The 19,572-nt window shown below is 72.9% G+C and carries 17 protein-coding genes and 1 pseudogene; 13 read left to right on the top strand and 5 right to left on the bottom strand.

Annotation, left to right across the window (positions count from 1 at the left end; translation table 11 throughout):
- Nucleotides 1-15 precede the first annotated feature (15 nt).
- On the top strand, nucleotides 16-975 hold the full coding sequence (locus ACIQ9P_RS19180; protein ID WP_402356904.1) for a tRNA (adenine-N1)-methyltransferase: 960 nt from the start codon (nucleotides 16-18) through the stop codon (nucleotides 973-975).
- 94 nt (nucleotides 976-1,069) lie between these two features.
- Complete coding sequence (locus tag ACIQ9P_RS19175; RefSeq protein ID WP_402356901.1) at nucleotides 1,070-1,711, top strand: hypothetical protein; 642 nt, start codon at nucleotides 1,070-1,072, stop codon at nucleotides 1,709-1,711.
- Nucleotides 1,712-1,771: 60 nt separating this feature from the next.
- On the opposite strand, the gene ACIQ9P_RS19170 is transcribed toward ACIQ9P_RS19175, so the two are convergent.
- Complete coding sequence (locus ACIQ9P_RS19170) at nucleotides 1,772-2,068, bottom strand: ferredoxin (protein WP_402356898.1); 297 nt, start codon at nucleotides 2,066-2,068, stop codon at nucleotides 1,772-1,774.
- Nucleotides 2,069-2,358: 290 nt separating this feature from the next.
- Between ACIQ9P_RS19170 and arc the strand changes: the two genes are divergently transcribed.
- From arc to ACIQ9P_RS19130, 8 genes are all read left to right on the top strand, one after another.
- Entirely contained in the window at nucleotides 2,359-4,125 is a 1,767-nt protein-coding gene (arc, locus tag ACIQ9P_RS19165; RefSeq protein WP_402356895.1) for a proteasome ATPase, read from the top strand.
- A gap of 217 nt (nucleotides 4,126-4,342) precedes the next feature.
- Nucleotides 4,343-5,854 (top strand): depupylase/deamidase Dop, encoded by a 1,512-nt coding sequence (gene dop, locus ACIQ9P_RS19160; protein ID WP_402356892.1) that lies wholly within the window; start codon nucleotides 4,343-4,345, stop codon nucleotides 5,852-5,854.
- A gap of 174 nt (nucleotides 5,855-6,028) precedes the next feature.
- Nucleotides 6,029-6,247 carry a ubiquitin-like protein Pup gene (locus ACIQ9P_RS19155; protein WP_402356889.1) on the top strand — a complete coding sequence of 73 codons (219 nt, stop codon included), beginning with the start codon at nucleotides 6,029-6,031 and terminating at the stop codon, nucleotides 6,245-6,247.
- A 183-nt stretch (nucleotides 6,248-6,430) separates the two neighbouring features.
- The gene (prcB, locus tag ACIQ9P_RS19150; protein WP_402356886.1) at nucleotides 6,431-7,270 is read left to right on the top strand and encodes a proteasome subunit beta; all 840 of its coding nucleotides are present in this window, start codon (nucleotides 6,431-6,433) and stop codon (nucleotides 7,268-7,270) included.
- 31 nt (nucleotides 7,271-7,301) lie between these two features.
- Nucleotides 7,302-8,069 (top strand): proteasome subunit alpha, encoded by a 768-nt coding sequence (prcA, locus tag ACIQ9P_RS19145; protein ID WP_402356883.1) that lies wholly within the window; start codon nucleotides 7,302-7,304, stop codon nucleotides 8,067-8,069.
- Between the two features lie 123 nt (nucleotides 8,070-8,192).
- Nucleotides 8,193-9,554 (top strand): Pup--protein ligase, encoded by a 1,362-nt coding sequence (pafA, locus tag ACIQ9P_RS19140; RefSeq protein ID WP_402356880.1) that lies wholly within the window; start codon nucleotides 8,193-8,195, stop codon nucleotides 9,552-9,554.
- A 182-nt stretch (nucleotides 9,555-9,736) separates the two neighbouring features.
- Complete coding sequence (locus ACIQ9P_RS19135) at nucleotides 9,737-10,729, top strand: FKBP-type peptidyl-prolyl cis-trans isomerase (protein ID WP_402356877.1); 993 nt, start codon at nucleotides 9,737-9,739, stop codon at nucleotides 10,727-10,729.
- Between the two features lie 330 nt (nucleotides 10,730-11,059).
- Complete coding sequence (locus tag ACIQ9P_RS19130) at nucleotides 11,060-12,373, top strand: FKBP-type peptidyl-prolyl cis-trans isomerase (protein ID WP_402356874.1); 1,314 nt, start codon at nucleotides 11,060-11,062, stop codon at nucleotides 12,371-12,373.
- A 271-nt stretch (nucleotides 12,374-12,644) separates the two neighbouring features.
- On the opposite strand, the gene ACIQ9P_RS19125 is transcribed toward ACIQ9P_RS19130, so the two are convergent.
- Nucleotides 12,645-13,235 carry a sigma-70 family RNA polymerase sigma factor gene (locus ACIQ9P_RS19125; protein ID WP_402356872.1) on the bottom strand — a complete coding sequence of 197 codons (591 nt, stop codon included), beginning with the start codon at nucleotides 13,233-13,235 and terminating at the stop codon, nucleotides 12,645-12,647.
- Nucleotides 13,236-13,290: 55 nt separating this feature from the next.
- Here ACIQ9P_RS19125 and ACIQ9P_RS19120 point away from each other — a divergent pair, with 55 nt between their 5' ends.
- Complete coding sequence (locus ACIQ9P_RS19120) at nucleotides 13,291-13,620, top strand: zf-HC2 domain-containing protein (RefSeq protein ID WP_402356869.1); 330 nt, start codon at nucleotides 13,291-13,293, stop codon at nucleotides 13,618-13,620.
- A gap of 453 nt (nucleotides 13,621-14,073) precedes the next feature.
- Here ACIQ9P_RS19120 and ACIQ9P_RS19115 read toward each other — a convergent pair whose 3' ends face one another.
- Nucleotides 14,074-14,913 (bottom strand): hypothetical protein, encoded by an 840-nt coding sequence (locus ACIQ9P_RS19115; RefSeq protein WP_402356866.1) that lies wholly within the window; start codon nucleotides 14,911-14,913, stop codon nucleotides 14,074-14,076.
- 341 nt (nucleotides 14,914-15,254) lie between these two features.
- Between ACIQ9P_RS19115 and ACIQ9P_RS19110 the strand changes: the two genes are divergently transcribed.
- Nucleotides 15,255-16,649, top strand: a complete 1,395-nt coding sequence (locus ACIQ9P_RS19110) for a cytochrome P450 (protein ID WP_402356863.1) — start codon at nucleotides 15,255-15,257, stop codon at nucleotides 16,647-16,649.
- Between the two features lie 3 nt (nucleotides 16,650-16,652).
- Here the strand turns inward: ACIQ9P_RS19110 and ACIQ9P_RS19105 are convergent.
- A pseudogene (locus tag ACIQ9P_RS19105) lies at nucleotides 16,653-17,142 on the bottom strand (hypothetical protein); the annotation flags it as partial.
- 107 nt (nucleotides 17,143-17,249) lie between these two features.
- Between ACIQ9P_RS19105 and ACIQ9P_RS19100 the strand changes: the two are divergent.
- Nucleotides 17,250-18,743 (top strand): CoA transferase, encoded by a 1,494-nt coding sequence (locus ACIQ9P_RS19100; protein ID WP_402356860.1) that lies wholly within the window; start codon nucleotides 17,250-17,252, stop codon nucleotides 18,741-18,743.
- 122 nt (nucleotides 18,744-18,865) lie between these two features.
- Here the strand turns inward: ACIQ9P_RS19100 and ACIQ9P_RS19095 are convergent, their stop codons facing one another.
- Nucleotides 18,866-19,465: an HdeD family acid-resistance protein gene (locus ACIQ9P_RS19095; protein ID WP_402356857.1), complete on the bottom strand. Its 600-nt coding sequence runs from the start codon at nucleotides 19,463-19,465 to the stop codon at nucleotides 18,866-18,868.
- Between the last annotated feature and the right edge of the window lie 107 nt (nucleotides 19,466-19,572).

Here is a 19,572-nt window from a genome sequence, read left to right as displayed (position 1 = left end):
CTTAGGATTGAGCGCATGTCCGAACCGACCGGTGCCGCCCGCCGACGCGGGCCCTTCCAGGTCGGGGACCAGGTCCAGCTGACCGACCCCAAGGGTCGCCACTACACGTTCACGCTCCAGGCCGGGAACCAGTTCCACACCCACAAGGGTGCGTTCCCCCACGACGAGCTGATCGGCGCCCCCGAAGGCACGGTCGTGCGCACCACGGGGAACGTCCCGTACCTCGCGCTGCGCCCCCTGCTCCCCGACTACGTCCTGTCCATGCCGCGCGGCGCCGCCGTGATCTACCCCAAGGACGCGGGGCAGATCCTGGCGATGGCCGACATCTTCCCCGGCGCCCGCGTCGTCGAGGCCGGCGTCGGCTCCGGCGCGCTCTCCACGTACCTGCTGCGCGCCGTCGGTGACACCGGCGTGCTCGCCTCGTACGAGCGCCGCCAGGACTTCGCCGACATCGCGCAGGCCAACGTCGAACGCTACTTCGGCGGCCCGCACCCGGCGTGGAAGCTCACCGTCGGCGACCTCCAGGACAACCTGGTCGAGACCGACGTCGACCGCGTCATCCTGGACATGCTCGCCCCCTGGGAGTGCCTGGACATCGCGTCCAAGGCGCTCGTCCCCGGCGGCCTCATCTGCTGCTACGTGGCCACCACCACGCAGATGTCCAGGACCGTCGAGGCGCTGCGCGAGCACGGCACCTACACCGAGCCGCAGGCGTGGGAGACCATGGTCCGCACCTGGCACCTGGAGGGCCTGGCCGTCCGCCCGGACCACCGGATGATCGGTCACACCGGCTTCCTGCTCACCGCCCGGCGCCTCGCCGACGGCGTCGAGCCGCCGCTGCGCCGCCGCCGCCCGGCCAAGGGCGCCTACGGCGAGGAGTACGACAACGGGGCCCCCGAGCCCACCCTGCAGGAGCGCGCGGCCGCCCGGGCCGCCGCCCGCACCGAGGCCGCCGACCAGGTCGACCTCGGCTGAGACACCTCACGGAGGGGTGGTACGGCATCGCCGTACCACCCCTCCCGCGTTCCCGCACACCCGTGACACTCCCCGGCCGCCCCGGTGTGGGACGATGCTCGCTCACACGGACCACTGGAGGGGACGCCTGGTGGAGAGCGCGCTCGGGACGACGGCTGGACAGCGGACCGCGACGGGCCGCACCGGCCCCGGTCGGGGGCGCACCACCCCCTGGCACTGGGGCGTCACCGTGGGAGGCTGCGTCGCGCTGGTGGCCGTCGCGCTCGCGGCCGGCCCCGCCGGCGGCACCACCGGGCCGGCCCGGCCCACTCCCAGGGCCCTCCCCGCGGCCGCCGCCCCCGATCCGGCCCGGGCCGAACTCCCGCTCGACTGCGGGCCGTTCCCGGTGGCCATAGCCATCAGCTTCGCCGCCGACCTCGGCGACGGCCGCCCCGGCACCGTCGCCGCCGCGCACTGCGCGGCCGGGAACGGCACCCCGCCCGACGGCGTCTTCCTGCTCGGCCCCGGCCCCGGCGGCCGCCCCGTCGTCCTGGCCACCCTGCTCCCGGAGCGCGAGAACCTCACCGTCAGCCGGCTCGCGCTGCGCTCGGACGGCGCCATCACCGGGCACGCGCAGGGGTATTCGAGCGACGAGGTGCCGCGCTTCGCGCCCGACATCTCGCTCGACCTCACCTGGACCCACCGGGGCGGGGCCTGGGACCGCTCCCAGACCGCCGTCCCGTCGGCGCTCACCTAGGCCGGTCTCCCGCCGCGCCGGCCCGGGTGCCGAGGACAGTGGACCGAGGGCCGTGAACCGCTAGTCGGCGTCGGGCCCGAAGACCTCGACCCGGTCGGCGACCCGGCGCACGTGGATGCAGTCCCCGGGGCAGTCCTTCACCGAGTCCACCACGTCCTGAAGCAGCGTCAGCGGCACCGGCACGCTCTCGCCCGGCTGCTGACGGAGCTCCTCGTCCTCGCCCTTCACATAGGCGAGGCCGTCGATGTCCAGCTCGAACACCTCCGGCGCGTACTGCGCGCAGATGCCGTCGCCGGTGCACAGGTCCTGGTCGATCCAGACCTCCAGTGGCTCGGCCGCCGCCGTTGTCCCGCTCACCGACATGTTTCGTCCGCCGTTTCTGTCCCGGGACGCCCCGTCCTGGGGCATTCCCGCCATTCGTACAACGATCGGACCTCGGGCGTCGGTCGCGATCGGATATCGACTCGCCCGACGATACATCTGGTCCGCTTTGGCCGGTGCGCGGTGGGTATCCCCCTAGCAGAGGGGAAGCACGCGAGGGCGAAGATCGGACACGCCCGTTCCATCTTTCTTGATCTAGGGGTTTACGGACCCCTGGTCCCAGGTAGGGTCTGGAAGCGTCCAGCTCCCCGGAGGAGGTGAGGACCGTGGCAGCCCACGATGACGACTACAACCGCAGCACCGGCAGGCCCGCTCGTGGTTCCGACGAGGCCGCTCAGGTCTCGTACCTTGAGCAGGAAATCGCCGGACTGCGCCGCAAGCTCGCCGACTCGCCGCGCAATTCGAGAATCCTCGAAGAGCGGATCGTCGAGCTCCAGACCAATCTGGCCGGCGTGTCCGCCCAGAACGAACGGCTCGCCTCCACCCTGCGCGAGGCCCGCGACCAGATCGTGGCCCTCAAGGAGGAAGTGGACCGGCTGGCACAGCCCCCGGCCGGATTCGGCGTGTTCCTCAGCTCCAACGAGGACGGCACCGCCGACATCTTCACCGGCGGCCGCAAGCTCCGCGTGAACGTCAGCCCCAACGTCGTCCTCGACGAACTGCGGCGCGGCCAGGAAGTGATGCTCAACGAGGCCCTCAACATCGTGGACGCGATGGCCTTCGAGCGCATCGGCGACCTCGTCACGCTCAAGGAGGTCCTGGAGGACGGCGAGCGGGCCCTGGTCGTCGGCCACACCGACGAGGAGCGGGTGGTGCGCCTCGCCGAACCGCTGCGCGAGCTCACCCTCCGGGCGGGGGACGCCCTCCTGCTGGAACCGCGTTCCGGCTACGTGTACGAGGTCGTGCCGAAGTCCGAGGTCGAGGAGCTCGTCCTCGAAGAGGTCCCGGACATCGACTACCGCCAGATCGGCGGCCTCGCCAACCAGATCGAGCAGATCCGCGACGCGGTCGAGCTGCCGTACCTGCACGCCGACCTCTTCAAGGAGTACGAGCTGCGCCCGCCCAAGGGCGTCCTGCTCTACGGCCCGCCCGGCTGCGGCAAGACGCTCATCGCCAAGGCGGTGGCGAACTCGCTGGCCAAGAAGGTCGCCGAGGTCACCGGCCGGCCCCAGGGGAAGAGCTACTTCCTCAACATCAAGGGCCCGGAGCTGCTCAACAAGTACGTCGGCGAGACCGAGCGGCAGATCCGCCTGGTCTTCCAGCGGGCCCGGGAGAAGGCGAGCGAGGGCACGCCCGTCATCGTCTTCTTCGACGAGATGGAGTCGCTCTTCCGCACCCGCGGTTCCGGCGTCAGCTCGGACGTGGAGAACACCATCGTCCCGCAGCTGCTCGCCGAGATCGACGGCGTGGAGGGCCTGGAGAACGTCATCGTCATCGGCGCCTCGAACCGCGAGGACATGATCGACCCGGCGATCCTGCGGCCCGGCCGCCTGGACGTCAAGATCAAGATCGAGCGCCCGGACGCCGAGGCGGCGAAGGACATCTTCTCCAAGTACCTCAAGGGCTCGCTGCCCTTCCACCCGGACGACGTCAAGGAGCACGAGGGCTCGCTGGAGGCCACCGTCGCCGCGATGATCCAGTCCGTGGTGGAGCGGATGTACTCCGAGACGGAGGAGAACCGCTTCCTGGAGGTCACCTACGCCAACGGTGACAAGGAGGTCCTGTACTTCAAGGACTTCAACTCCGGCGCGATGATCCAGAACATCGTCGACCGGGCCAAGAAGATGGCCATCAAGGACTACCTCGACCACGGCCAGCGGGGTCTGCGGGTCTCCCACCTGCTCAACGCCTGCGTGGACGAGTTCAAGGAGAACGAGGACCTGCCGAACACCACCAACCCGGACGACTGGGCCCGGATCTCCGGCAAGAAGGGCGAGCGGATCGTCTTCATCCGCACCCTGGTCACCGGGAAGCAGGGCGCCGAGTCCGGCCGCTCCATCGACACTGTCGCCAACACCGGGCAGTACCTGTAACCGGTCCGGTCCGGGCTTCCGGAACGCACGCACCCCGTCCGGCTGTGGCGCCTCGCGGCCCCGCAGCCGGACGGCGCGTCTCGGGACCCGCCGCCCGGTACGGCGTTCTAGGCTCGACCCACCGTTCGCGGGCAGACGGCCCGGCATCGGTGTTGATCAGCGGTACGTCAGCGTGTGCCGTCCGTCGGGGGCGGCACACCGGGGCAAGGAGGGCCGCATGACCGTACGGCGCGTGATGGGCATCGAGACCGAGTACGGGATCTCCGTGCCCGGGCACCCCAACGCCAACGCCATGCTCACCTCGTCCCAGATCGTCAACGCCTACGCGGCGGCGATGCACCGGGCCCGTCGGGCCCGCTGGGACTTCGAGGAGGAGAATCCGCTGCGCGACGCCCGGGGCTTCGACCTCGCACGCGACGTCGCCGACTCCAGCCAGCTGACGGACGAGGACATCGGCCTCGCCAACGTCATCCTCACCAACGGCGCGCGGTTCTACGTCGACCACGCGCACCCCGAGTTCAGCTCGCCCGAGGTGACCAACCCGCGCGACGCCGTGCTCTGGGACAAGGCCGGCGAACGGATCATGGCAGCGGCCGCACAGCGCGCCCTGGAACTGCCCAACGGGCAGACCATCCACCTGTACAAGAACAACACCGACAACAAGGGCGCCTCCTACGGCACCCACGAGAACTACCTGATGAAGCGGGCGACCCCGTTCGCCGACATCGTCCGCCACCTCACCCCGTTCTTCGTCTCCCGCCAGGTGGTCACCGGCGCCGGCCGGATCGGGATCGGGCAGGACGGCTCCGCGCACGGCTTCCAGATCAGCCAGCGCGCCGACTTCTTCGAGGTCGAGGTGGGCCTGGAGACCACCCTCAAGCGCCCGATCATCAACACCAGGGACGAGCCGCACTCCGACGCCGAGAAGTACCGCCGGCTGCACGTGATCATCGGGGACGCCAACCTCTCCGAGATCTCCACCTACCTCAAGCTCGGCACCACCTCGCTCGTCCTGGCCATGATCGAGGACGCCTTCATCACCTCGGACCTCGCCGTCGACCAGCCGGTGCGCACCCTGCACCGGATCTCCCACGACCCCTCGCTGAAGCACCTGGTCACGCTGCGCAGCGGGCGTCGGCTCACCGCCGTCCAGCTCCAGCTGGAGTACTGCGAGCTGGCCCGCAAGTACGTCGAGGACCGCTTCGGCACCGACGCCGACGAGCAGACCGTGGACGTGCTGGCCCGCTGGGAGGACGTGCTGGGCCGGCTGGAGCGGGACCCGATGTCGCTCTCCCGGCAGCTGGACTGGATCGCCAAGCGGGAACTCCTGGAGGGCTACCGCAACCGGGACGGGCTGGAGTGGGACAGCCCGCGGCTCGCCCTGGTCGACCTCCAGTACAGCGACGTGCGGCCCGAGAAGGGCCTCTACAACCGCCTGGTGGCCCGCGGCCGGTTCGACCGGCTGGTGACCGAGGAGGAGGTCCTCAGGGCGGTCACCAAGCCGCCGGAGGACACCCGGGCGTACTTCCGGGGGCGCTGCCTGGAGCAGTACGCGGAGCATGTCGCGGCGGCCTCCTGGGACTCGGTGATCTTCGACCTGCCGGGCCGGGACTCGCTGCAGCGGGTCCCCACCCTGGAACCGCTGCGCGGCACCCGGAACCACGTCAAGGAACTGCTGGACCGCTGCCGCACGGCGGAGGACCTGCTGCGGGTGCTGTCCGGCGGGTAACTTTTCGATCACCACGGGTGAAGCCCGGGCAAATGGGAATCATCCGGGGGGACGGCGGGTGTTGGACAGGAAGCGCCACCGGCAAACCGGAAGCGGGTTGTCGCACCTTGTGTATAGGGTCGGTGCAGCAAGCAGCGACCAAACCGTGCCAGACGATCGAGCGGGGTGAGGTAAATGGCGAGCAAGGACACCGACGGCGGCCAGCAGCGGGCGAACCGCTCCTCCGAGGAGGTCGAGGAGCAGGCCGCGGAAGCGCAGAATTCCGACGAGCTCAAGGAACGCCAGGAAAAGCTGAGCGACGACGTCGACGCGGTTCTGGACGAAATCGACGAGGTCCTGGAATCGAACGCCGAGGATTTCGTGCGGCAGTTCGTGCAAAAGGGCGGGCAGTAGCCGGACCGGAAACCGGCCGGGCGTCCCGGCGGGTATTCCGGGAATTCACGGCCGAGGCCGACAGCGGCGGACGGGCGGCGTGAGCCGTCCGTCCGCCGGGTCCGCCCCCGGGCCCGCTGGACAGTGATCGCCCGGCCGATAGGGTCGGGCAGTGCGCTCTTCAAGCTACCTGGAAGGAATCGTGTGGAAGCCAACACTCGTGGCACCGGGCGTCTACCGGCTGCCTTCCTCACCCCGGGGTCCTCGTCGTTCCTCGACTTCCTGGAGGCCCACCGGCCCGAGCTGATCCCCGGGCGGCGGCAGCTTCCCGAGGGCGTGGTCGAGGCCCCGCACGGGACGACCATCGTCGCCGCGATCTTCGACAAGGGCGTGGTCCTCGCCGGTGACCGCCGCGCGACGATGGGCAATGTGATCGCCCAGCGCGACATGGAGAAGGTCTTCCCGGCCGACGAGTACAGCGCGGTCGGCGTCGCCGGCACCGCCGGCCTCGCGATCGAGATGGTCCGGATGTTCCAGCTGGAGCTGGAGCACTACGAGAAGATCGAGGGCGCCGTCCTCTCCCTGGAGGGCAAGGCCAACCGGCTCACCACCATGATCCGGGGCAACCTGGGCATGGCGATGCAGGGCCTCGCGGTCGTCCCGATGTTCGCGGGCTACGACCTCGACCTGGGCCGCGGCCGGATCTTCACCTACGACGTCACCGGCGGCCGCTCCGAGGAGCGCGGCTTCGCCGCCACCGGCTCCGGTTCGGTCTTCGCCCGCGGCTCGATGAAGAAGCTCCACCGCGCGGACCTGACGGCCCAGCAGGCGTGCACCATGGTCGTCCAGGCCCTCTACGACGCGGCCGACGACGACTCCGCGACCGGCGGCCCCGACCTGGCCCGCAAGATCTTCCCGATCGTCTCGCTGATCACCGAGGACGGCTTCCGCCGGCTCACCGAGGCCGAGGTGACCGAGATCGCCGTCTCGATCACCGATCAGCGCCTGAACAACCCCAACGGGCCGCAGGCCCCGCTGCTCTAGCCGTCACCCGAGAAGGAAGGGACGACCGCCGGTGTCGACACCGTTCTACGTCTCCCCCCAGCAGGCCATGGCGGACCGCGCGGAGTACGCCCGCAAGGGCATCGCGCGCGGTCGCAGCGTGGTCGTGCTCACCTACGCCGACGGCATCGTCTTCGTCGCCGAGAACACCTCCCGGGCGCTCCACAAGGTGTCCGAGATCTACGACCAGATCGCCTTCGCCGCGGTCGGCCGGTACAACGAGTTCGAGAACCTGCGCATCGGCGGCGTGCGCTACGCCGACCTGCGCGGCTACACCTACCACCGGGCCGATGTCACCGCCCGGGGCCTGGCCAACGTCTACGCGCAGACGCTCGGCACGATCTTCTCCTCGGTCGGCGAGAAGCCCTACGAGGTCGAGCTGATCGTGGCCGAGGTCGGCCGCACCACCGAGGACGACCAGATCTACCGGCTGACCCCGGACGGCTCGGTCGTCGACGAGAAGAACTACGTGGTGGTCGGCGGCAACGCCGACTCGATCGGCAACTACCTCGGCCAGCGCCACCGGGCCGGGTTCTCGCTCACCGAGGCCGTCAAGGTCGCCGTGGACTCGCTCGCCCGCGACCCCAACGGCGGCAGCCCGCGCGCCCTCACCCCCGACCAGCTGGAGGTCGCGGTCCTCGACCGCGAGCGCTTCCAGCAGCGCAAGTTCAAGCGGATCCTGGGCGGTCAGCTCGCCCGGTTGCTCGACGGCGACGAGTCCGCCGAGACGGACGACGAGGAGAAGCCGGCGGCCACCCCGCCGGGCGACTCCGACCAGTAGTGCCCACGGGGTCCCGGACGGCGCCGGCCACGGCCGCCGGACGGGACCCCGGTGCCCCTGCGGCGGCCGGAACGGCGTCGCGGAGGCGGTTTCGGACAGCTCCCATCAGAGAATGGATGGCCCATGGACCGCCGAATTTTCGGGCTGGAGAACGAGTACGGGGTCACCTGCACCTTCCGCGGGCAGCGCAGGCTGTCCCCGGACGAGGTCGCCCGCTACCTCTTCCGCCGCGTAGTCTCCTGGGGCCGCAGCAGCAACGTGTTCCTGCGCAACGGTGCCCGCCTGTACCTCGACGTGGGCTCCCACCCCGAGTACGCCACCCCCGAGTGCGACGACGTCGTCGAGCTGGTGACGCACGACAAGGCGGGTGAGCGCATCCTCGAAGGGCTGCTGGTCGACGCCGAGCGGCGGCTGCACGAGGAGGGCATCGCCGGGGACGTCTACCTGTTCAAGAACAACACCGACTCGGCCGGCAACTCCTACGGCTGCCACGAGAACTACCTGGTCGCCCGGCACGGCGAGTTCTCCCGGCTGGCGGACGTGCTGATCCCGTTCCTGGTGACCCGACAGCTCATCTGCGGCGCCGGCAAGGTGCTGCAGACCCCGCGCGGCGCGGTCTACTGCGTCAGCCAGCGGGCCGAGCACATCTGGGAGGGCGTCAGCTCCGCGACCACCCGCTCCCGTCCGATCATCAACACCCGCGACGAGCCGCACGCCGACGCCGAGCGCTACCGCCGGCTGCACGTCATCGTCGGCGACTCCAACATGTCGGAGACCACCACCCTGCTCAAGGTGGGCTCCACCGACCTGGTGCTCCGGCTCATCGAGGCCGGCGTGGTCATGCGCGACCTCACCCTGGAGAACCCGATCCGGGCCATCCGCGAGGTCAGCCACGACCTCACCGGCACCCACCAGGTCCGGCTCGCCAACGGCCGGGAGGCCAGCGCCCTGGACATCCAGGAGGAGTACTACACCAAGGCGCTGGAGTTCGCCGACCGCAAGGGCATCAACACCGGCACCATCGCGCGGGTCCTCGACCTGTGGGGCCGCACCCTGGAGGCCGTCCGGAGCGAGCGGCTCGACGATGTCGCCGGCGAGATCGACTGGATCATGAAGTACAAGCTCATCGAGCGCTACCGCGAGAAGCACCAGATGAGCATGAGCAACCCCCGGATCGCCCAGATCGACCTCGCCTACCACGACATCCACCGCCGCCGCGGCCTGTTCTACCTGCTCCAGGCCAAGAACCAGGCCGAGCGGGTCACCACCGACCTCAAGACCTTCGAGGCCAAGTCGATCCCGCCGCAGACCACCCGGGCCCGGTTGCGCGGCGACTTCATCCGCCGCGCGCAGGAGCAGCGCCGCGACTTCACCGTCGACTGGGTGCACCTCAAGCTGAACGACCAGGCCCAGCGCACCGTGCTCTGCAAGGACCCGTTCCGGTCCGTCGACGAGCGGGTGGAGAAGCTCATCGCCGGCATGTGACCGGCACCGCGCCGGCGTCCGGCCGGCGCGGCGGCGGGGGAGCGGTGCCCCCGCCGATGTGATCTTCGCGGTGTCCGGTCCCGGTGGTGCCTCCCGGGACCGGACACCGTCTGCGCATACGCTGTCCGTCGAGTCCGGAGCCGGGTCCGGAGAGCCGACTTTGACCGACAGTGAGGAAAGCCGTGCGCCGCACCGCCGGGTTGCTTGTCACCCTGCCCCTGTTGCTGGCGGTGGCCTGCAGCAGTTCCGCCAAGCCCGTCAGCCAGGCCACGCCCAGCGCGTCGCCCAGTGCCGCGCCCACGGTGCCGGCCCCGGTGAACGAGGCCGCGCCGATGCCGACCCTGTCCGGCGGGGGCTTCGGGAGCAAGGCCACCATCACCATCCCCGAGGGCCAGCAGCCCAGCGGGCAGTTCGTGGTGAACACCGTCAGCGAGGGCGACCGGTCCACCGTCAACAAGGGCGACTGGGTGACGGTCAACTACACCGCGAAGGACTGGACCACCGGCAAGGACCTGCCCAGCTCCTACGACTCCGGCGGCAAGCCGCAGCTCTACCAGGCGGGCAGCGGGCAGCTGGTGCCGGCCTTCGACCAGAGCGTGATCGGCAAGAAGGTCGGCAGCCGGCTGCTGGTCGTCGCCCCGCCCGCCGCCGCGTTCGGCACCCAGGGCAGCACCCAGCTCGGCGTCGCCGGCGGCGACACCGTGGTCTTCGTGCTGGACATCATGGAGAGCCTGCCGCCGGACGCCACCCTCTCCGGCGCCATGACGCCGCCGCCGGCCAACCTGCCGCAGGTCAAGGACAACGGCAAGGCCGCGGTCACCATCACCGTGCCGGCCGGACAGGCCCCGCCGACCGAGCTCCAGCAGGCCGTGCTGATCAAGGGCGAGGGCAAGCAGGTCAAGTCCGGGCAGACGCTGGTCGTGCAGTACACCGGTGTGCTGTGGGCCAACGGCCAGCAGTTCGACTCCTCCTGGAGCCACGGCGGGGCGCAGGCCCTGCAGATCGGCACCGGCAGCGTCATCGAGGGCTGGGACAAGGGCCTGGTCGGGCAGAACGTCGGCAGCCGGGTCGAACTGGTGGTGCCGCCGGCCCTCGGCTACAAGGACCAGGCGCAGGGTTCCGTGCCGCCGAACTCCACCCTGGTCTTCGTGATCGACATCCTGGAAGCCGTCTAGGGTCCCTTCGTCGGACCGGGGCGGACCGGGGCGGAGCCGGTAGGGCCCGGTCGGACCGCCCCGGGAAGCGGGGGAGACGGAGCCGCCCCGGGGCGTGGGGAATGCGGAGATCCTTCGCGCGGGCTGGTTCCGGCCCCGGGGGATTCCGTACGCTTGGGCGGGCGCTCGCACACGGAAGCGCCCGCCCTCATCCTGACCTGTCATACTGCCCTCGCACTGTGGTAGGCGCCGCCGGCGTCCGGGGTCCGGGCGGGCAGTGCGACAAGCACCCCGGCGCCACCACGCCGGCCGTAGACCTCGAATACCTCGTGGCGAGATGGATGGGGAGTCATGTCTGAGAAAGCGTCGAGCCCGGGCGGGTCCGGCACCGCGCACGGTAACTCCGCCGGAGACCCGGCCGACTCGCGGCCCGGCGGCCCGCTCCCGGGCGACGGCGAGTCGATCGTCGTCCCGCCCGCGATCCTGCGGCAGCAGGCCGGTTGGGGCGGCACCGACGAGGTGCCGCGGACGGGAGGGACGAAGACCGACGAGGTCCCGCAGATCTTCGCGTCCACCGTCCGCCGCCAGGACGGGTCCGAGGCCGGGTACGACGAGAACCCCGGCAACGTCGGCCGGCTCGGTGTGATCCTCGGCACGGTCCTGGGCGTCCTGCTCATCGGCAGCGCCGTCACCCTGTACCTGGTGAACAAGGACGGCTCCTCCGACGACAGCGCCGCCGCCAAGCCGGACACCGCGAAGTCCGCCCCGGCCACGCCGACCGCCGATCCCGTCCCGCCGATCAAGGACAGCGCCAAGGTGCTGCCGACCGTCACCGGTGAGTTCGGCAAGAAGGCCACCATCGAGGTGCCGTCCGCCGACCAGGCCGACGGCAGCTTCGTGGTGAAGGTCCTCTCCGAGGGCACCGGCCCCAAGGTCGAGAAGAACTCCTGGACCTCGGTCGACTACACCGGCAAGGACTGGAACACCGGCAAGGACATCCCGTCCTCGTACGACGACAAGGGCAAGCCGCAGATCTTCCAGGCCGGCACCGACGCCCTCATCCCGGCGCTGGACCAGGCCGTCGTCGGCAAGAAGGCCGGCTCCCGGCTGCTCGTGGTCGCCCCGCCGGCCGCCGCCTTCGGCGCCCAGGGCAACCCCAGCATGTCGATCGGGGCGAAGGACAACCTGGTCTTCGTCATCGACATCCGCAACAGCAACGCCCCCGACGCCGTCGTCAGCGGCACCGTGACCCCGCCGCCCGCGGACTTCCCGCAGGTCAAGGACAACGGCAAGAAGCCCGCCGACATCACCCCGGTGCCGGGCGCCGCCGACCCGACCGAGCTCAAGAGCCACCTCCTGATCAAGGGCGAGGGCCGCAAGGTCGAGAAGGGCGAGAAGATCCTCGTCCAGTACACCGGCGCGCTGTTCAAGGACGGCAAGGTCTTCGACTCCTCGCTCAGCAAGGGCCAGGCGTTCTCCTTCCCGCTCGGCGGCGGCCAGGTCATCGCCGGCTGGGACCAGGGTCTTGAGGGCCAGACCATCGGCAGCCGCGTCGAGCTGGTCATCCCGGCCTCGCTCGGCTACAAGGACCAGGCCCAGGGCGACATCCCGGCCAACTCCACGCTGGTCTTCGTCGTCGACATCCTCGACGCCGGTCAGGGCTGATCCACTTTCGGGTGACAATGGTGTGCGTGTGACCTCCGGGTCCGGCCGCGTGGCCGGACCCGGACGGGGGGGGGGGGGGGGGGGGCGGGGGCGGGGGGGGGGGGGGGGGGGGGGGGGGGGGGGGGGGGGGGGGGGGGGGGGCCCGGCGCGGGCGGGGGGGGGGGGGCGCCCCCCGGGCCCCCCCCCCGCCCCCCCCCCCCGGCCCCCCCCCGGGGGGGCGGGGGGGGGGCCGGGCCCCCCGCCCCCCCGTCCGTCGGTCGTCGCACACCCCTCAGCAGGCGGCCGCCAGTTCCGCCGCCGCCGTGCCCGGTGCCGGCTCACCGGCCTCGGCGGCCCGCAGACGGGCGATCAGTTCCTCGCGCGCCCGGGCGACCCGGGAGCGGACGGTGCCGACCGGGCAGCCGGCCACCTCGGCGGCCTCGGCGTAGCTGAGCCCGACCACCTGGGTGAGGACGAAGGCTTCGCGCCGCTGGGCGGGCACCCGGTCGAGCAGGTCGCCGAGCGCCACGCCGTCCTCGAAGCCCGCGGCGGGCGCGGTGCCCTGCCGTTCGGCGGCCTCCTGCCAGTCGGGCAGCGCCGCGCAGCGCGGGCGGGCGGCGGCGGTCCGGTAGCGGTCTATGACGGTCCGGCGGGCGATCGAGAGCAGCCAGGTGCGCGCCGAGGAGCGTCCGGCGAACCCGGGCAGGCTGCGCAGGGCGCGCAGGAAGGTCTCCTGGGCGAGGTCGTCGGCGGACTGCACGTCGGTGAGGTGGGCGACGAACCGCCACACGTCCCGCTGGGTGGCGCGGACGAAGGCTTCGACGTCGGCGGACCGCCCCTCGCGGGCGGCCAGCGCGAGAGCGGTCAGCTGTTCGTCATCCATGGCGGCCCCCCACCCGGACAGTCCCACTTCGGAGAAGGTGCGGGACGATGGTCATATGAGATGTGAGCAACTCCGTACCGCCCTTTCGGCCCGCCTCGACGGTGAGGCGGCCGGTGTGCCGGACGGTCGACTGGACAAGCACGTCGCGCGCTGCGCGGCTTGCCGGGACTGGCTGGAGCGGGCGGAGCGGCTGCGCGGACCGCTGGTCGCCGACCGGACCGGCGGCGACCCGTCGGCGGAGTGGACGGCGGAGCTGCTCGCCCGCCTCGGCGCGGGGCCGGAGCGCGGGGCGACCGGGGCGACCGAAGTGGCGGAGGCGGCCGACCTGACGGCCGGCGAGGTGGAGGGCCGCCCCGGGCAGGGGGACGGCGGGCGGACGCGGTAGGACGGTGGCGCCGGTTCGGACCGGTGCGCCGTCGAAGTGAGACATGGAAGGGTCCCGAGGGGAAGACGGTGGTGCGGTCCCGCTGCGGGCGGAACCGTCGGCGTCGGTGGGCGGCCGCGCGTCCGGAGCCCCGTCCGGCGGAGCGGCGGGACGGTCGGCGCGCACGGGCCCTGGCCCCGGTGGCGCGGGCGGCGTCCGTCGGTACCGGCGGCGCGCCGTTCCGGGCCGTCCGGCCGGCAGCGGCCCCCGTCGCCTTCGGTGTCCGTCGCTCCCGGTCCCGGCCTCGGCAGGAGGCGCGGTACGGGGCGGTGCGACGGCACGGCGGTGCGGTGGTGCGCGATCGGTCGGGGTCGTCCGGGACGGGCGGCGGTACCCGGCGGCGCGGCTGCGGCGCGGGGCGACCTGCCCACCGCGCCGAGGACACCGGTGGTGTCCGGGACGGCGGAGGGCGCGTCAGCGGGCGAACGCGGCACCGGGCGGCCCACGCCTCACCAGGGCGTGCGAGAGCAGCACCAGCCGCGGCGGTCGGGCCCCGCCGCCGACGGGTCTCGGCGCTCCCGGCGGCCGGTACCCGGCGGGCCGGCCGAACAGGACCAGCAGCGGCGCCAGCAGCGCCCCGGCCAGGACGGCGCCCAGCGCGCCGAGCAGGTCGAACAGCCGCACCAGCGCCGTCTCGCCGCGCCAGAGCAGCAGCGCGCAGGCGAGCGCGGCGAGCACGTGGGCCGCGATCATGCCGGTGGACATGCCGTGCGCGGCCATGTCGTGACCGCCCGTGCTGTGACCGCCCGCGCCCTGACCGGCCAGGGACCCCGTGCCCGACCCCGACGGGAGGGCGGGCGTCGCCGCCGCGCCGTGGGTGTGGTGCGCGGCGGCCGCGGCCTGGGCACCGGCCGGCGGAACGTCCGGATCGAGCCCGGCCATCAGGGCCAGGTCGTCCGGCGTCACCCCGGTGGGCGTCGAGTCCGGATTGCACAGCAGGAGCGAGGCCCAGTCCGTCGCCGGAACGCGCCCCGCACCGCCGCCGCCGAACAGCGAGCCCGCCTGTTCGAAGGTCAGGTGCAGGGCCGTCTGCGCCGCCACCATCCAGAGGCTGATCACGGTGAGCCCGCGACGGCGGCCGGCCAGCAACCAGGTGACGGCGAGGGTGAGACCGAACGCGCCGGCGAGGACGGGAGCCGAAACCCCGGAACCGGACATGGAGACGTGCGCCGTGGCGGCCAGCGCCACGCAGAGCGCGGCGAAGACCACGGCGCGCAGCGAGCGAATCCGGTCGGTCATCACGATGACACTCATCGTCGCATCCGCCTCCGCCGACCAGTACCGCACCCTCCGGTATTGGCCGGTTCCACCCCTGCGACGGCAGGTCCGGGCACCTCCGGCGGGGCCGGCCGGAGCGGGTCGTTCGGGCACTGGTACGTCCGGGGCGGCCGGGAAGGGTGGTGCGCGACGGTCGTCACGCGGTGGCCGGATCCCGACGGTGCGGACGGCGGCGGGGTGCGGAGCGGCGTCCGACTGGTCCCGGAAGGTGCTATTCATGCCGTCATATCGGTTTGACAGCTTCGTTCCGATACGCACTGAATGTGACTCCGCAATGTGACTCCGCACACACGGGACGACAGGGACAGGAGGCCGGGATGGGCACCACCGCATCCGGCGCCGGCGCGACCACGACCAGCGACGCGACGGCCGGAGCGGCCGCGACCGGCGGCTCCGGGAGCGCGGTCGGCCGGTCCGGGAGTACGGACGTCCACCCCGCGGGCACGGACGTCCGCCCCGGGTCCGCCGCCGACCGGCCGACCGGTGTCGACCTCGCCGATCCGGCCTTCTGGCGACTGCCCGCCCCGGCCCGCGCCGCCGCCTTCGCCGAACTGCGCCGCCTCCCCGCCCCGGCCCGCTTCGGCGGCGCCCCCGGACGGCGGGCCGACCAGGGCTTCCACGCCCTCGTCCGGCACGCCGACGTCGTCGAGGCCAGCCGCACCCCCGGCGTCTTCCTCAGCGGACCGGGCGTCACCACCCCCGAACCCGCCCGCTGGGTGCGCCTCCTGTTCGGCGACTCGATGGTGAACCTGGACGATCCCCGGCACGCCCAGCTGCGCCGGATCGTCTTCCGCGCCTTCACCCCGCGGCTGCTCTCCCGGGTGGAGGAGGACATCCGCCGGACCGCCACCGAGCTGGTCGACCGGGTCGAGCGCGAGCGCCCCAGGGACTTCGTCAACGCGGTGGCCGCCGAGCTCCCCTTCCGGGTGATCTGCGACATGATGGGCATTCCGGCCGAACTCCGCCGTGCCATCCTCGACCAGGTCAACCACGCCTCCGAGCACACCGGCGTCGCGCGCCCGCTGCGCGAACGCCTCCGGACACCCGGCCGGGGGCTGCGCGCCCTGGCCCGGATGCAGGGCATGGTCGCCGCCCTCGGCCGGGAACGGCGCCGCCGCCCCGCCGACGACCTGATCTCCGCCCTGGTCACCGCCGACGTCGACGGCCGCCGCCTCACCGGCCGCGAACTCGGCGCCTTCTTCTCGCTGCTGCTCGTCGCCGGGGTCGAGACCACCCGCAACGCCCTCGCCCACGGCCTCCACCTGCTCACCGTCCACCCCGGCCAGCGCGCCCTGCTGCTCGGCGACCTCGACCGTCACCTCGGCGGAGCGGTCGACGAGATCGTCCGCCACTCGACGCCGATCATCCAGTTCCGCCGCACCCTGGCGGTCGACCACCGGCTCGGCGGACCGGACGGGCCGCTGCTGCGGGCGGGCGAGAAGGTGGTGCTCTACTACGGCTCCGCCAACCACGACGAGACCGTGTTCGCCGACCCCGCGGCCTTCGACATCACCCGCACCCCCAACCCCCATCTCGGTTTCGGCGGCGGCGGTCCGCACTACTGCCTCGGCGCGCACCTCGCCCGGCAGGAGATGAAGGTGCTCTACCGGGAGCTGTTCACCCGGCTCCCCGAGGCCCGGTCGGTCGGCGAACCGGACCTCGCGCCGTCCAGCTTCGACCACCGGGTCCGCGCGCTGCCGTTCGCCTTCTGAGCGTCACCGTTCGCCCGGGCCGGGTCCGGCCGGCCCCGGGTCGTCCCGCGCGGGCCCGTCGGCCTCCCGGACCGCGTGGTCGTGCGCGAACAGCACCCGGCGCGGGGCGAACTCCGCCAACCGGTCCAGCCGGGCCGGGAACCCGGGCAACGGCGCGCCGACCACCCCCTCCCGGGCCGCCCGCCGGGTCGGCACCGCCGCGCCGTACGCCGAGGCGGAGTCGTACGCCTGCCCGGCCAGCACGGTGGAGCCGTCCAGCCCGTCCACCACCAGCGACTGGTGCCCGGCGGTGTGACCGGGCGTCGGCACCACCCGCACGCACGCCCGGCCGGACCTCCGCCTCCCCGTCCAGCTCCCGGTAACGGGCACCCGGGAAGTCCACCAGCGCGTCGATCGTGTACCCGCCCGCCCGCCCGCCCGCCCGGGCCGCCGTCGGCTCCACCCCCTGCACCCGGACCGGCACCCCCGCCAGCAGCGGGTTCCCGCCGCAGTGAAGGTGCGGTCATCCGGCTCTCCTGCGGTCGTGGGGCCACCGTGCCGCGCGGGGCCGCGGTGGCGGACATCACTGCGCCTACCCGGGGCACGGAGCAGAATGCGGACATGACCGACCGTTCGCTCTCCGCGTCCCCGTCCGGCCCCGGCCCCGGCCCCGGCCCCGCCGACCCGCTGCCGTCCGGCGTCGACGGGCCCACCGCCGACGCCTGGACCGCGCTCGGCGGGCCGGCCGCGTTGCTGGAGCGGGTCTCCTTCCACGGTCCCGACGCGGTACTGCCCTCGCGGCTGCCCGTAGGGCGACTGGCCCGGGCCACCGTCGCCGCCTGCTCGCTGGCCGCGGCCGAACTCGCCGCGCTGCGCTCGGGTGACCTGCGTGCCGACAGTCCTCGTTCCGGTGCTCCGGGTCCCGGTGGTCCTCGTTCCGGTGGTCCGGTGGCCGAGGTCCGGATCGACCAGGGCGCGGTCGCCACGGCCTTCGTCAGCGAACGCCACCTGCGGATCGACGGCCGCGCACCGGTCAGCTTCGCGCCGCTCTCCGGCTTCTGGCAGACGGCCGACGGCTGGCTGCGCACCCACGCCAACTACCCCCACCACCGCGAGCGGCTCCTCACCGCCCTCGGCCTGCCCGCCGACACCGGGCCGGAACGGTTCGCCGCCGTGCTGCGCGACCGCCCGGCCGCCGTCGTCCAGGAGCGCGCCTACGCGGCCGGCGCGCTCGCCGTCGCGGTCGCGCCGGCCCGGGACCTCGTCCTGCCGCTGGTCGAACGCCGGACCGTCGACGCGGCCGCGCCCCGCCCGCTGGCCCCCGCCGAGCTGCCCGCCGCCGGGATCCGCGTCCTCGACCTCACCCGGGTGATCGCCGGACCGGTCGCCACCCGCACCCTCGCCCTGCTCGGCGCCGACGTGCTGCGGGTCGACCCGCCGCGCCTGCCCGAGGCCGAGGACGCCCACGTCGACACCGGCTTCGGCAAGCGCTCCACCCGCCTCGACCTCGCCGGGCCCACCGACCGGACCGCGTTCGAGGAACTGCTCGCCACCGCCGACGTCCTCGTCACCGCCTACCGCCCCGGCGCCCTGGACGCGTACGGCCTCGCCCCCGACGAACTGCTCGCCCGTCGGCCGGGCCTGGTCGCGGTCGAGCTGAACGCCTGGGGATGGACCGGACCGTGGAGCGGACGCCGCGGCTTCGACAGCCTGGTCCAGGCGGGCTGCGGCATCGCCGCCATCGAGGCCGGGGCGGACGGCCGCCCCGGCGTCCTGCCCGCCCAGGCCCTGGACCACGGCACCGGCTACCTGATCGCGGCCGGTGTCCTGCGCGCCCTCACCGACCAGCGCACCGGCCGCCCGGGGAGCCGCCACCTGCGCTACTCCCTGGCCGGCACCGCCTCCTGGCTGCTGCAGGGCATCGCCCCCACCGCCGACCCGCACGTCCTGCCGAACGACGAGCCCTACGACCCGGCCCGGTGGATCACCGACACCGACTCGCCGGACCACGGTCGGCTCCGCCACGCCCGCCCGCCCCTCGGTTACGCGGGCGCCCCCACGGACTGGTCCCGCCCCCCGGGCCGCTGGGGCACGGACACGCCGACCTGGCGCTGACCCTCCGGCGCGCCGCAACCGGCTGCGGGCGGCGTCCCGTCCCGGGGCCGGTCCGGCCGCCGGTCCGCCTGCCGGTCCGCCCGCCGTTCCGGCTCCCGTTCCGGCGTCTGCTCCGCCCGCCGTCAGACGCCCGACGGGATCCGCTTCGCCGAGCCGCGGACCTGGAGGGCCGTCACGATCTCGACCACCCCCAGGAACAGCAGCCAGCACCCGGCCAGCACCGTCAGCGCGGTGATCGAGCCGACCGGCCAGACCATCAGCAGCACCCCGGCCAGCGTGTTCGCCGCGCCCGCGAACGCCTGCCAGCCGCGGGCCGGCATCGTCTCGTCCGAGATCGCGGCGACCAGCTGGGTGATGCCGCGGAACAGCCAGCCGATGCCGATCCAGATCGCCAGCAGCAGCAGCGACTGCGCCGCGCTGCGGAAGCACAGCAGGCCGAGCAGTACACAGAGCGCGCCGCTGATGAAGGCCAGTACCCGCATCGCGGTGGCGCCGTGGGTGCCGAACGCCGCGACCAGCTGCACGATGCCGATGACCAGCAGATAGAGGCCGAACAGCACGCCGACCACCCACAACGTCTGTCGCGGCCAGACGAACACGATGATGCCGAGCGCGAGCGAGACCAGTCCGGCGAGCAGCAGTACCTGCCAGGCGGCCTTGGCGAGCATGCCGAGCGGACCCCGGACCGGGGAACCGTCGGGAGTGATGATCGGGGAGACCACGGTGGCATCCTCCTGGAGTGCGGGCAGCGGACGGCGTTCCTCACGATCACCGCCCGCGCCCGTTCTCGCTCGCGGGGCGCACCCGTTCGGGCGATCGAACGGATTTC

It is taken from the genome of Kitasatospora sp. NPDC094019, assembly GCF_044764505.1.
Classification (GTDB): Bacteria; Actinomycetota; Actinomycetes; order Streptomycetales; family Streptomycetaceae; genus Kitasatospora.
Note: the sequence above shows the minus strand (reverse complement) of the source record. Positions and strands in the feature narration are given on the sequence as shown.